The sequence below is a fragment of the Niallia circulans genome (assembly GCF_007273535.1).
GTDB classification, from domain to species: Bacteria; Bacillota; Bacilli; order Bacillales; family Cytobacillaceae; genus Niallia; species Niallia circulans_B.
The window spans coordinates 2,873,230-2,886,972 of the sequence record NZ_RIBP01000004.1 but is presented as its reverse complement, the minus strand read 5'-3'; the positions used below and the strand labels follow the sequence as shown (position 1 = coordinate 2,886,972).

Annotated in this window: 11 protein-coding genes; 2 read left to right on the top strand and 9 right to left on the bottom strand. The window is 39.6% G+C overall.

All coding sequences use genetic code 11. The annotated features are described in order from the left end of the window. Positions 1-36 precede the first annotated feature (36 nt). Positions 37-1,557, bottom strand: coding sequence for an aminotransferase class V-fold PLP-dependent enzyme (locus tag CEQ21_RS22235; RefSeq protein WP_185766401.1), 1,521 nt, complete (start codon positions 1,555-1,557; stop codon positions 37-39). A gap of 80 nt (positions 1,558-1,637) precedes the next feature. On the opposite strand from CEQ21_RS22235, the gene CEQ21_RS22230 reads away from it, so the two are divergent. Continuing rightward, a complete protein-coding gene (locus CEQ21_RS22230; protein ID WP_185766400.1) occupies positions 1,638-2,600 on the top strand; it encodes a tyrosine-type recombinase/integrase in 963 nt (320 codons plus the stop codon). Between the two features lie 31 nt (positions 2,601-2,631). On the opposite strand, the gene CEQ21_RS22225 is transcribed toward CEQ21_RS22230, so the two are convergent. From CEQ21_RS22225 to CEQ21_RS22205, 5 genes are all read right to left on the bottom strand, one after another. Then, complete coding sequence (locus CEQ21_RS22225; protein ID WP_419181625.1) at positions 2,632-2,991, bottom strand: hypothetical protein; 360 nt, start codon at positions 2,989-2,991, stop codon at positions 2,632-2,634. Between the two features lie 127 nt (positions 2,992-3,118). Next, positions 3,119-4,075: a LacI family DNA-binding transcriptional regulator gene (locus CEQ21_RS22220; RefSeq protein ID WP_185766399.1), complete on the bottom strand. Its 957-nt coding sequence runs from the start codon at positions 4,073-4,075 to the stop codon at positions 3,119-3,121. Positions 4,076-4,359: 284 nt separating this feature from the next. Continuing rightward, entirely contained in the window at positions 4,360-7,695 is a 3,336-nt protein-coding gene (locus CEQ21_RS22215; RefSeq protein WP_185766398.1) for a GH36-type glycosyl hydrolase domain-containing protein, read from the bottom strand. A 70-nt stretch (positions 7,696-7,765) separates the two neighbouring features. Beyond that, on the bottom strand, positions 7,766-9,919 hold the full coding sequence (bglX, locus tag CEQ21_RS22210; RefSeq protein WP_185766397.1) for a beta-glucosidase BglX: 2,154 nt from the start codon (positions 9,917-9,919) through the stop codon (positions 7,766-7,768). Positions 9,920-10,030: 111 nt separating this feature from the next. Beyond that, positions 10,031-10,777, bottom strand: coding sequence for a sugar phosphate isomerase/epimerase family protein (locus tag CEQ21_RS22205; protein WP_185766396.1), 747 nt, complete (start codon positions 10,775-10,777; stop codon positions 10,031-10,033). A gap of 208 nt (positions 10,778-10,985) precedes the next feature. Between CEQ21_RS22205 and CEQ21_RS22200 the strand changes: the two genes are divergently transcribed. Then, positions 10,986-11,186 (top strand): aspartyl-phosphate phosphatase Spo0E family protein, encoded by a 201-nt coding sequence (locus CEQ21_RS22200; RefSeq protein ID WP_185766395.1) that lies wholly within the window; start codon positions 10,986-10,988, stop codon positions 11,184-11,186. 38 nt (positions 11,187-11,224) lie between these two features. Here CEQ21_RS22200 and spoIIP read toward each other — a convergent pair whose 3' ends face one another. From spoIIP to CEQ21_RS22185, 3 genes are all read right to left on the bottom strand, one after another. After that, entirely contained in the window at positions 11,225-12,364 is a 1,140-nt protein-coding gene (spoIIP, locus tag CEQ21_RS22195; protein ID WP_185766394.1) for a stage II sporulation protein P, read from the bottom strand. 184 nt (positions 12,365-12,548) lie between these two features. Further along, complete coding sequence (gene fabZ / locus CEQ21_RS22190) at positions 12,549-12,968, bottom strand: 3-hydroxyacyl-ACP dehydratase FabZ (protein WP_235907305.1); 420 nt, start codon at positions 12,966-12,968, stop codon at positions 12,549-12,551. Then, entirely contained in the window at positions 12,965-13,570 is a 606-nt protein-coding gene (locus CEQ21_RS22185) for a lysophospholipid acyltransferase family protein (RefSeq protein WP_185766393.1), read from the bottom strand. Before CEQ21_RS22185 ends, fabZ begins: the two co-directional genes overlap by 4 nt. Between the last annotated feature and the right edge of the window lie 173 nt (positions 13,571-13,743).

Below are 13,743 nucleotides of genomic sequence, written 5' to 3'. Positions count from 1 at the left end.
ATAGCAGATTCTTATTCAACTAAAAAGCTTCTTTCCTTACTTTAAGGAGGCTCTAAAAATATCCGTATGATTATCCATGCTTCTTAATGCACAAACATATTCATTGCTTCTCGGCATATAGCGGTAATCCTTTTGCCATTCTTTTTTATACATAATTATCTTCTTAAAGGCATGAATAATCGAATAGACTTCCTGATTAGTCATTGTCGGGTGAAGCGAGATTCTTATCCATCCAGGTTTATTAGTAAAGATTCCTTTTTGTACCTCCGCTGCTATTTGCTTAGATTGTGCCTCGCTCACACCAAGCAAATAGTGACCATATGGGCCGGCACACGAACAGCCGCCACGAACTTGAATGCCAAACCGGTCATTAAGCAGCTTTGCTCCAAGATCATAATGGAGCCCTTCACAAATCACGGAAATAATGCCATGGCGGTTTTTATTTTCACCGTCCAGTATCGTTATTCCCGGTATTTTATTTAACTCTGTCATCAATAAAGCAATGAGCTCCTGTTCACGCTCCTGCATTTTCCGGACATTCATTTCTTCCTTTAGCTGAATAGCGAGGGCAGTCCGAATCGCTTGAAGAAAGCCTGGGGTCCCGCCGTCTTCCCTTTCTTCTATATTCTTTTTATAAAGGACATCACCCCATCCATTCGTAAAGTCGATCGTTCCTCCCCCTGGATGATCAGGGATTTTTGCATGAACAAGGCTTTTATTCATGATAAGAACACCACTTGTACCTGGTCCTCCTAAAAACTTATGTGGTGAAAAACAGATAATATCAAGGGCAGCTTCTTTATCGTCTGGATGCATATTTATCATTTCATATGGAGCAGATGCCGAAAAATCAACAAGACAAATGCCCCCATATTGATGCATTAGCTTTGCAAGCCGATGATAATCGGTCTTTCTGCCAGTTACATTAGAGCAAGCGGTAAATGCTCCTATTTTTCTAGTGCTTTGCTTATGCATCTCAAGTAATTCCTCTAAGTGACTGTAATCCACATCGCCATTGGCCGAGGGTCTTATCGTAACAACGTCTGCAGATGTTTCAAGCCAAGACAGATAATTAGAATGATGCTCCATATGTGTCACAAAGACAATCGGTTTTTCCTTTATGGTCAGTGTTCGTTTGTCCATATGTTTAATGCCGATTAATCTTTGGAATTTATTGATTACTCCTGTCATGCCAAATCCGTCAAAAATAAGCATGTCATCCTCATTTGCATGTACATGTTTTTTTATAATATTTTTTGCCTCATGATAGGCATTTGTTATATAGGTGCCGGTTATGTTTGACTCTGTATGTGTATTTGCTACATATGGACCAATTATGTCAACAAGGTTATCTTCGATTTTCCGATACAGTCTTCCGCTCGCCGTCCAATCAGCATATAATAATTTCTGGGTTCCATAAACAGTAGGGTAGGCAAAATCATCTCCGATTATATGTTTCTTGAATGAGCTAAAGTGTGCTTCTAGCTCTGTTCCAATCACATATGTCGATTCTCCAATTTTAGCTCTAATCAACCTAAATCCACCCTCTCTCTCCATTACTAACCTATGTTAAAATAAAGAAAGAAGTTAATCTAAATACATAAAAATTTTCAAAAAAAGAAAGAGGCTGAAAGCTTATGGCTATATTACCCGATTTTGCACATGCTTTCCTTGAGGATTTGCACGAAGCCGGACGCTCTAAATTGACACTTAAACAATATGAATCAGACTTGAAGAAGTTTTTTTCATGGCTTGAAGCAGAGCAGAAAAAAACGGATATGAACACATTGAAGGCATTAAGAAAAGACGATATTCAAAAATACTTCGTTTATTTGCATAAAAAAAAACTTTCTCATGCAACAATTCGCCGGTTAGCAACCGTACTGAGCCGTTTTCTAAAATATCATCAATGCATTGCTGCACATGATATTCATAAATTATCACATACGGCACCGCTCCGTTCCTTAACAAGCAATGATTTCATTGAGGACGTTGAGTTTACTAAATTCATGTATACGGTGAAGCTTCGGTACTCAGAAGCAACCGGAAAAAAAGCGGCTCGGAATTTTCTTGTAGAGCGCAATGCTGCCATTGCATCCCTTATCAGAGCATTCGGGCTAACACCGACTGAAGTGTTTGCCATTACGATGGAGCATGTGAATCTTGCACAAGGAGAGCTTTCAATTCCGTTTGGGGAAACGATGAAGAAGTTTGCTGTTGAAAAGCAAATAATGGAGGATATCAGGACGTATTTTTACTCAATTCCTGAGCTATTCCGCCCGAAATACCATTCTAAGGACCCGCTCTTTGTCGCATTTAATAATGTGTCTCTTTCCTTTCAATATGACTATGACAGACAAAAGCCAAAAGCTTTGTCCGTTCGTGCCATCCAGGAAATGATAAAGGATGAAGTCAAGCGGGCAGGTTTGCGAAAAATATCAGCAGTGAACTTGCGTAATACCGCAATATTGGAGGAAATTCAGCAGGGCAGATCGGATGAATATATTATGGAACGCTTCTCCTTAACAAGTGAAGCGGCTTTGCGAAGATATAAACAATACTTGCTTGCACTGGATGAGGAAGTCTCTTCTGAGAAATAAAAAGCAGATGGATGATTTTCCGTCTGCTTTTTTAGTCAGGCAAAGTGTTGTACTCTTTTTTTAGTAAAAATAACTTTTTTAAAAACAGTCTAACTCGTGGGAATTTATCCTTCCTCTCCCATTTGGTTATTATTGTTAATACACTTGTTTTCATGGATGCATACGAGCCAATGGCAGAATAACCATAAAACCACCCCATAAACAGACCTGCTGTTAGACTATGTCTATGACTGAAAAAGACAGAAATTATTAGTCCTAAGATAAGTGCAGATGTTGGTCTGTATTTTTTTGGTATATGAAAAATCCACTTTAGCAATTGTGTCAGTACCATCACAATCGGCACGGCTGCCACGGCATCCCAGAAATTGGTCTGTATTGTCGGAAAATCCATCATCGTTTCCCCCTTAAGTAATATAGCTTATACTACTTTTAGTTTGCTGTTGATGCAGGGGAATATGCGGGTTAAGAGAATATAAAACAAAAAAAGCCTTAAGTTCCAGAACTTAAGGCTTAAAAAATTATGAAGAGCCGCCAACCGTTATCGTTACATCTATTTGTTCATTTTCTACTGGTTCGTTTGACAGCAGCTTTAATAAATTATCAGCAGCTATTGAACCCCATTCATAGCTCGAATAGCTGATGGTGCTTAATCTTGGCACCATATATTGCGCTAACTCAATATTATCAAAACCAACAAGAAACACATCTTTTCCTATTTCATATTGTTTATCTTGCAAATAACGATAAATTCCAACCGCCATTTCATCATTAAAGCAAAATATCGCAATAGGTTCACTGTAGTTCGCAAAAATCTGCCTTGCTGCCTCCTCACCAGAATCCTTTAAGAAATTACCTTGATGCTCAATCAGCTCTACACTTGGGAACAACTGCAGTTCCGCTCTAACACCTTCCATCCGTTTATTTGAATCATATGAACCAACAGGACCCGTGACTGCATACAGTTTGTTTACATTGTTTTCAAGAAGCTTTCTAACAGCTAATCTTGCACCAGCCATATTATCCAGAAGCACACCTTTAATATTTTCATGAACGAGCTCTCTGTCCAGCACTACTACTTTATAGCTTTTGTCAGCATAATTAAGCAGCTCCTCATCTGTGAAAGCCTGATCTAAAATAATGCCGCCATCAATGACCTTTTCCAGCAAAAGCCGATGGGACTGAACACCAGAGCACGCAATTAATTCATACCCTTTTTCGTTTAAAGCCTCACGCATTCCACGAAGCAGCGGACCATAAAAATAGCCGCCATAATCAGCCAAAAAGACCCCAATGATCTTTGTTTGCTTCACCTTCAGCATTCTTGCCGCTGCATTTGGCACATATCCCAGCCGATCAGCAATAGCTAAAATCCGGCTTCTTGTCTCCTCCGTTACTTTCGGACTCCCATTCAGCGCATACGAAACAGTAGAAATAGAAACACCAGCTTCCTTTGCGATGTCCTTAATACCTGCCATTAAAGCTCCCCCCAAACTGTTAAAGTTGCGATGTAATTTAAATCAATACTCCTATTTTATCAAAATTATCATGATAGTACTTGTAGTGTGTAAAGTTATTTTTAACGTAATGAAGGGAACCAGGAAATCGTTTTGATTTCCTGGCTTCAAATAACTGAGTCTATCTTCACTTTTTTACGTTTGCAGGTTTCCAGCCTAAAGCTTCTAAGAAACGACGGCTGAAGGATGATCGCAGCAAATAAAATACGGCATGTAGAGCAGATTAGCCCTACATGCCGTATTTTTTAATGTTGAACAACTATCTCATTCATACCTTCCTGTAAATAGTTTAAAAGCTGTGCTTTAGGAAGAAGAAATGCACCGTCTCTATACCGGTTTTTTGCTGTTTCTGCTGCAAGTTCTTGGTTGTTAACAGTAATTTTCTTCTCTCCATTTGTTTGCTTAAATATAAAAGTAACTGCCTTCCCATAAATAACAAATTCAAATCTAAGTCCGTCCAAGTCCTTTGAAAGAACAGGGTCAAGAACAAGGTATTTGGGCAGCTGCCGAATTCCAAGGCAATTGGAGATTAGCTGATTCATATAAATGCCTGGACCGCTTGAGTAGATGCGCCAGCCTCCTTTGACGGCAACATTTCCTGCTTGCAGTTCGTTAAATCGTTCGGCTGCCTCATATCTATTAGAAAACTTTCCGTCAGAGCTGCTAAAATACGCATTGCTTTGTCTGCGTTCTGCATTTGGAACAACTGACTTAATATTAATCGGATTGATGACTGCAAGAGCATGCCAAGCCTCTTCAGCCTTTCCCAATTTAGCCATCGCTTCAATGAAGCGGATATGTGCATGTACATATTGCAGACCTATTTCTCTTCCGAAATTGGCTGCTTGTTCGGCACGCTTAAATTGGACGCTGACTCCGCCTGTATATGGTGCCGGTTTGTTCATTAGTCTAACACCATCGGGATGCAGGAGATGATTGAATATTATTGATGTATGTTCTTCTGCCTGCTCTTTTGTAAATAGTTCTGCAATGATACTTCTGGTCATTGGCAGTAAGCGATACTGAATACCTGTTTTGCTATCTTGCGGATGAATGAGACGGTCGGCTTTCCTCACATCCTCTAAATACAGAAATCCAGGAATTTCAGGCGAGTTCAGTATAAACCTTTTAAAATCCTTTTCTATTCCACCAACTAACAATTGAACAGCATCTGCCAGTGATTCATCATAATTTCTGAGGACTTGTGCGTACTGCTTCAACACCTGGTATGTTAGTGCGACAGTCCAGCTGCTAACCATATATTTCTTCAACTGGCTGTTTGCCGGCTGCAGTGTATCATCCCAGTCTCCATCTCCATATGCCGACAAAAATGTATCATGTAAGAAATGGTCTTTTATATAAGTTATTTGTTTGTCGACATGCTCCAAAAGACTTGCAGATGAAATCTTTCGTAGTGTTTGTCTGTCTGTATACGGGATTTCTTCCTCCAATATACTGTAATCCTCGGTAGCGGATAAATAATCTCCTAACACTTTTAACGGCCAAACAATAACATCCCCATGACTTTCGCCAGCCTGAATTGTCTCGTATTTATCGAACATAAACCATTGCGGCCAATTTCCATCATCCTTAAATTGATGGGTGTATACTTTCAGTAGAATTTGTTTTACGATTTCAAACCTGCCTGCAGCCATAAAATATTCAACAGGCCCCTGACATACATCCCGAGTACCCCAAGCAGCACCGCCATATTGCTCTAAACCGTGTGGAACAAGATAGTGGATAAACATATTATGTGTGTACCACCATGCTAATGTATTAAGTTTCTCAAGGTGCTTACTTTTCTTTTGTGGGAGTGACAGCTTAAAGCCATTCAGCATGTCTTGATAAAAAGCTTGATACTTCTTTTTTTCCGTTTCTAAATTTTCTGCCGATTTTATAAAGTCTCCCCCGTTAATATGTCCCTGAACTGTTAGCGTAAATTGATTTGTACATTCCAAATCAAGGACAACAAGGGAAGCGGACAAGCTTTCAGCACCATTAATCAGCTTTTTTTCGTCCGTAACAGTCATGTTCGTTCCATCTAAGTATAGATGGTAGCAAATATTAGGATAGACTGCTGCAACTGGAGCTGTGCTAGCTGGTGTTATTGTCAGCAGCTTATCATTCTTCTCGATATGGAAAGAAGCATCAAACTCATTGTGATTGATTGTTATTTGGTTTGTTATAAAAAAGCGGTATGCTCTGCCGCTTTTTGTTTGAAGGTGAAGGTGAATTTCCGGCAGACTGGCTGATGTATAGTTTGTAATAATAAAAGTCTCATTGTGTGTTTTATAGTACCATTTCGTATAATTAAAGCCCATTTCATACAGTGACGGCATCGTTAACAAATGATATGCTCCGTCTATTTCCACATAAATGCGCTGACCGGATGCTTTCATTACATTTAATCCATTTCTCGCATTTGACAGCAGTTTATTTATTGTCGTATTTCCGACAGTTACTTGAGTATTAAATAAGCCATACATATAAGAGGTTGACGTAAGAATATTTTCATTAATTGTTGTGTTCTGGCCACTAAGAATGATGTGGCCATGCGATCGCTCAACAACATTTTCCTTCTCCTTTAATACAATATGTTCATGCGTTTCTGTAAAAAAGGATAGCAACGTGTCGCCTTCCAACTCCTCATGACAGCGCTGCGGATAATGCTGATTGATTTCCTCCAATGTCATGGACAGTACTTGGAGAGGTTTACCTATATTTTGCTTCATCGTTTGTTTTTGAACGGCTTGAAAGTTTTTCTGGTTAACTTTTTCCTGGAAGGCTGTCTTTATTTCTTGTACATACTCATGCTCAGTTATGGCCATTTCGTGATTATCCTTTGCAATGCCGTAAAAGACAAAATTTTCTTTACCCGCTATGTGTATTTTTTCAGATTGAAGTGCAATATAAGCAAATTCATATTGATATACCTTATTTTGCAGTTGCTCCTTAAGCAGTGCTTCGGGGATATCTGTTTCTTTATAAGTTAATCCAAAAAACTGATAGCCGTCTGTAGAGAATGCCTTTAATTTCATGAAAGAACCAAGCTGCAAATACGGAAAAAGCCCATCCTGCGGTTGATTTTGCCTAGAGCAGACAGCGATTCCGCCTTCCTCTGTTTCAAAAACAGAATGTCCTACATATTGGCTTGTATAGGCTTCATTGGATTGAACCATTCCACGAGTAGCCAGCCCAATATCTTGTCCGTATATAATGTCAACTACTGCTTTTGAACATTCCAGCTCAATATCCCAAAACCAAATATTCCTGTCTGTTAATGTAAACGTGATTTGGTAGTTTAACGTGCCTGCTTTACCAAACCATACAGCTTGTGAATCAGAAAACTTCACTTCGCTTGCTGACTTTATGCCAAGCAATGGATAAATTTCCACCTCGTCTTGTGTGTATACTCTTAAAAATAGATTACTCGGAGCACCATCAATTGGATTACCCTGTAGCTGATTTATCATTATATTGCCATTAAACATCTCGAAAATGTCGCCTGTTGGTAAAAAGCTTACTGACATATCCGCAGACTTTAATGTATAGGTTTCTTTTTGTCCTGTATTAATCATTTGAAAGTATCCTCCGATCCGTTTCAACTAAAAATTAAGTTTGCAAATTTGCTCATTACATCACATAATTTCATTTAAACAACGTGAATACACTGGATAAAACATCATTACTGCTGCTGCCCACATACAATTCAAACAAGCCCTCATCACTTGTAAAGCTCATATCTTGGTGATAATATTGCAGCTGTTCTTCTGTTAATTCGAATTGTATTTCCTTTGCTTCCATAGGGTTTAGTTTTACTTTTTGGAAGTCCTTCAGTTCCTTGACAGGCCGGACTACTTCGCCTGCCATATCGCGGATATAGAGCTGAACGATTTCTTCTCCGCTGTAATTCCCTGTATTTGTTATGGTTAGTGAAACTTGAATCGGTTCGTCTGCGGTCATCTTATCGGAGGACAATCGCAAATTCTCATATGTGTAGTTTGTATAGCTCAGACCAAAGCCGAATGGGAGAAGCGGTTTATTTGGGATATCTAAATATTTGGATAAATAATGGTCACGGCTAACTCCGTCAAAGGGACGACCAGTATTATAAGCATTATAGTATACCGGAATTTGTCCTGCTGCATAAGGAAAGGACATGGTCAGTTTTCCTGATGGATTCACCTTTCCAAACAGAATATTAGCAATGGCGGCGGCTCCTTCTGTACCTGGATACCATGCTTCGAGCACTGCATCAGCTTCATCCATCACACCGTGTAAATCAAGGGGACGACCGTTGAACAGGATGACGGCTATTGGTTTGTTTAATGTTTTCATTTGTTTAATCAGTTGCAGCTGTGCTATTGGTAATGTGATATCTGCACGGCTGCAGGCTTCACCGCTCATGGATGCATATTCACCAACTGCAAGAACAATAACATCTGCTGCCTTCGCTGCTACGATTGCCTTTGCAACTTGTTCTTCTGTTATTGTCTCCACATGACTGCCTTGTGCGACTGTTACATTTGTTGTCATTGCTTCTAGTGCTTCATTAAGGGTTACTGTATTTTTAGTTTCTCCTTGCCAAGACCATGCTCCTAAAATGTCACTTGATTTGGCAAAAGGTCCAATGAGGGCGATTTTTTGCTGTTTGTTCAATGGCAACACACCATTGTCATTTTTTAAAAGAACACATGATTTCTCTGCAATCTTACGAGCAACTTCCCGGTTGCTTTCAGAAAGTATCACTGCTTTTTCCTTCACAGCATCTGCCGCTCTGTAAGGATTTTCGAATAATCCGAGCTTTTCCTTCAGCTTTAAAATGCGCAGCACCGCTTCATCCAATAATGCCTCTGTTACTTCCCCGCTTTCAATCAGATGTTTCAAGCTGCGGATATAGCAGGGTGTCATCATTTCAATATCAACACCGGCAAGGATTGCCTTGCGGGCTGCCTCTGCTTCATCACCGGCAACGCCGTGAGGAATTAATTCTTTCACTGCGCCCCAATCTGATATCAGCACACCATCAAATCCCCATTCCCCGCGAAGCAGATCCCGCATAAGCCACTTGTTTCCAGTAGCTGGAATCCCGTCGACTGTGTTAAAGGATGTCATCACCATTTCACAGCCTTCATCAAGTGCTGCTTTATATGCAGGAAGATAGGATTCGCGCAGCTGGCGTTCAGACATGTTGACAGTGTTATAGTCACGGCCCCCTTCTGATGCCCCATATGCAGCGAAATGCTTTACACACGCGGCAACTCTCATGTCGTCAGCCGCAAGATTTTTGCCTTGAAAGCCTCGCACAAAGGCTTTGGCAAATGCACTGTTTAAATAGTGGTCTTCTCCAGTCGTTTCAAGCACCCGGCCCCAGCGCGGATCACGGACGAGATCGACCATTGGTGCAAAGGTGACATGAACACCAGCAACCGCTGCTTCACTTGCCGCAACCTCTGCACTTTTTTCTGCCAGCTCCAAATCCCAGGAACAGCCTATTGCTAATGGAATTGGAAAGATAGTTTTATAGCCATGGACGATATCTGCCATGAATAAAAGTGGAATGCCATGCCGATTCGTTTTTAAATGCTCCGCTTGAATTTTTCGCACGGTGTCTGCACCTGAAACACCTAAAACAGATCCGCTGTTTTGTACAACAAAATCGCTGATGCCCATCTCTTCAAATGGACCAGTTATTTCCCCGGCGAGTCCGTAATAAAAATTTCCGGACAGCTGCATTAATTGTGCGACCTTTTCTTCTAATGTCATGTTTTGAATGATTGACTTGAGATCGAGCTGAACCATATTTCTGCCTCCCCATTCACTTTATCGAAACGTTTCACCAAAGATTACAATTTGAATTATAAGCGTTTTCATTTCTTAGGTCAACTTAAAATGCATGGGGAGGACTTGCTATTACAAATCAGCGACTATTCTACGTAAATTGTGCAAACCAATTTCAACACTTGTAAGCGGGGCTTGTGTAAATGCTTCTTGTTCCACAATCAGCCACTCTGTTCCATTCTTGTAAGCTTTTTCAACAATGCCCTTTATATTCAGACTGCCATTGCCGATTTCAGTACTTTCCCGTTTGCTAGAATCCATATCCTTCACATGGATAAGCGGAGTTCTGCCTGTCCATTTATCCATATAGTCAATGGCATTAACGCCTGCGTATTCTAGCCAATATGTGTCAAGCTCAGCATTTAAACAGCTTGCTGGTATAGCCTCAAACAGTCTATCAAGAATAACCGGCCCTTCCTCGCTGGCAAGTTCATGATTATGATTGTGATAAAGCAGAGACATTCCAGCTGCTGCAAGCTTAGCACCTGTTTGCTGCAGTTTTTCTGCAAAGTCGTCCCACTCAAGAAGGGTAGGAAAGCTTGCCCACGGGCACACAATATATTTATTGCCAAGCTCCTGCTCGAATTTTATTACTTTATCAGTGTCTTGCAATATTTCTTCCATGCTAATATGGGAACCGGCAATTTTTAATCCAAGCTCTTTTAACTTTGCTTTTATTTCTTGGGCATTTTTCCCGTGATAACCAGCAAATTCGACACCGTCATAGCCCATGCTTGCCACCTTCTCCAAGGTATCAAAAAAATCCTTTTCAGCATCCTCTTTAACACTCCATAACTGCAATGCGATTGGCAAACTCATAAGTATCCGCTCCTTTTTTAATATAAAAAGATTTGTGATGAATCAGGTCCTTATCCTTTCATTGTATTCCTCCTTCCGTCCATATATTATCTATTAAAATATATACAGAAGACAAAAGTTAAAAGAATATTCATGAATTATTCATATTTTGGAATTATGATAGGCTATAAGAATTAACTTAACCGTATAACTAATGAGGGTGAATTGGATGTTGCGTGATGAAGGGGAATACCAAAAGTACTCACTTAGTGAATTACTTATAAAAATAAATAGTCTTCGCTATGAGCTGTTAGAAACTGCAACAAGAAAGGGCTTAGACAGCATTGATGTCTTAAAGAAAAGCGAAGAGCTTGATTCGTATATTGTTTTATACCAGCAGCTGAAATGTAAAAGTTCCAAAAACAAATAACAGCCTCCTTTTACGATGGAAAGGAGGCTGTTTCTGTATTATTGTTCAGTTGCGCCGTTTTCCTCCCAATATATTTCTGAGAAAACATCGGCAAAGGCATCAATTGTTCGGTTCAGCTCTTCTTGATTATTGTCGACACCGCCGACTTCAAGAAGGATGGCTTTATCTGAATAGTTTTGGTTGTAGATACCGTTTCCTTGATCCTGACTTTTCCCGTAAACTCCCCTGCTAATACCAGGATATTTTGCAGCAAGTTCCTTATGCAGCTTTTTAGCAAATGCCTGGTTCTTTTCATATCCTTCATATCCTTCACCAACAACGAAGACTATTTTAGCATAACTCTTACCATTTATAGTAGCTGTGGTCGTTTTTTTCCTCGCTGAGTCTCTATGGATATCAATTAGATAAGTTAGGTCTTTATTTTCCGATATCGCTGTTTCAACAACCTCACTCGAAGCACTGTAGGATGCTGTATATTTCCACTTACGGTCCAATAGCTTTTGGTTCATGTTTGTTTTATCATGCTGTACGCCAATTCCGTCTTTTTGGAGCAGGCTTGTTAGTTTTGATCCAAGGCTGACAACATTGACCCGTTCGTCTGCACTTATGGCATCATCAGGCTTTTCTGCATTTTTTAACAGCGGTAAATACGATTCTAAATTATGTGTTTGATAGATTAACACTCGTTTTTCAGTGGAGGTTTGATGTGTGTTATTGTCATCTGTTTTTGGTGTATCATCGGCGATTTTTTCTTCATCAGCTTCCTTTGGATTTTTCAAAATTTCTTCAGATGGAGTTGATTCATATGGTAATTGCGCAATGGTTGTCCCTTCCTCTGCCACAATGATTTTTGTATGATAGAAGCTTAGCTGAGGAAGCTCTCTTCCTAATAATGTTCGGGTATCATCAAGTCTTATATTTGTAGCAACCTGAAAGAAAAGGTTCGATAACGAAATGGTGCTTCCTTCCTTTGGAAAATAATGATTTTCAAAGTTAAAAAGCTGGGAATAAAGGTTTGCTGCATCAACCTTTTCCAATGCCCCTCTTATATAATCGGAGGAGAATTTTTGTGAAACAAATGAGGTTGTTGCACCAGAAATTAAGATAAAAACAAGGATGACTCCCAGTATAGTAGTATAGATGAATTGGAAATAATATTTGAATTTAGATATTGGCATAGGTCGTCTCCTTTCTCTCTAAAATTTATATTCTTTTTAGTAGAGATTTAGAAGGACGAATTTTAATATGAGTTTTTGATTTTAATTGCTTATTGTTTTTTTAATAAATAAATTGAGTGCGTAAAATTATTTTGTGTATGTAAAAAAATGCATGCAGAATACTTTGCATACATTTTTTTGGTTATTATTTGAACGAAAACAGCAGCTCTGCTTCGCATATCAATTCTCCGCGAACGGTTGCGATGCCTTTTGCCTTTGCAATCGTTTTTTTAACCTTTGTGACAAATACTTCCATACAGAGCTCATCACCAGGAAAAACGGGTCTTTTTATTTTACAGTCTGTTATTTTCGCAAGCAGTGCCCACTTTCCTTCATGCTTCTTTTCACTGTGAATCGCAACTGCAGATACTTGCGCAATTGCTTCAATGATAAGAACACCTGGCAGGATTGGGCTTTCTGGGTTTGTTCCTGTGGCAAATGTGTCTTCCTTACTAATTTGTTTGACGCCTACTGCCATTTTCCCTGCTTTAAGCTCTAAGATTTCATCAACAAGCGGCAGTGGATAGCGGTTAAGTATGTCTTTAACAATCGCTAAATCAATCATTGTTTTTGCCCAAATTCATCAAGCTGTTTTTGAAGGCTTGCCATTGCAGCTGTCATTTCCTGTGTCAGCTCGGCAACGTCCTTTCTTGTGCCATCTTCCTTTTGCAAAGAAATTGGATCGCCGAAGATTACCCTGATTTTTCTGCCTTTCAGTAAGCCCTTAACATCAGTCGGACCACTGAATGCCGCTGGGACAATCGGCACCTTTGCCAAGTTGGCAATAGTCGCTGCCCCTCTTTTCAAAGGCACGTCCTCAGATGTTCTTGTTCCGCTTGGAAAAATGCCGACGATTTTCTTTTCTTTAAGCAATTTAACAGGTGTTTTAATACTGCTTGGACCTGGATTTTCTCTGTCGACTGGAAACGCATTAATGCTTGTCAAAAACTTTCCCGCATTCGGTTTGGCAAACAGCTCTTTTTTTGCCATGAAATGAATTTGATTTGGCAGCATGGCAGTCCCAAGCGCCACAACATCAACCCAGCCAATATGGGAGCATGCTACAACATAACCGGTATCCTTTGGAAGCTTGTCTTTATGTATTGCTACACTGCGTCCGAATAATTTCAAAACGATATTGGCAAAGTTACTTGTAAATGTATACATATTAAAACTCCTTTATGTAAATTAAAACGTATTGTATATAGTTGTTCTATATTTATTATACCAGCTGCTCTTAGTACTAGATACTATCTTTTTCTATACGTTTCATTATATACTATCCAATCAAAAAAGAGTAGTGTCATCTATACATAGGAAAGGAGCTTCTAACAATAGAA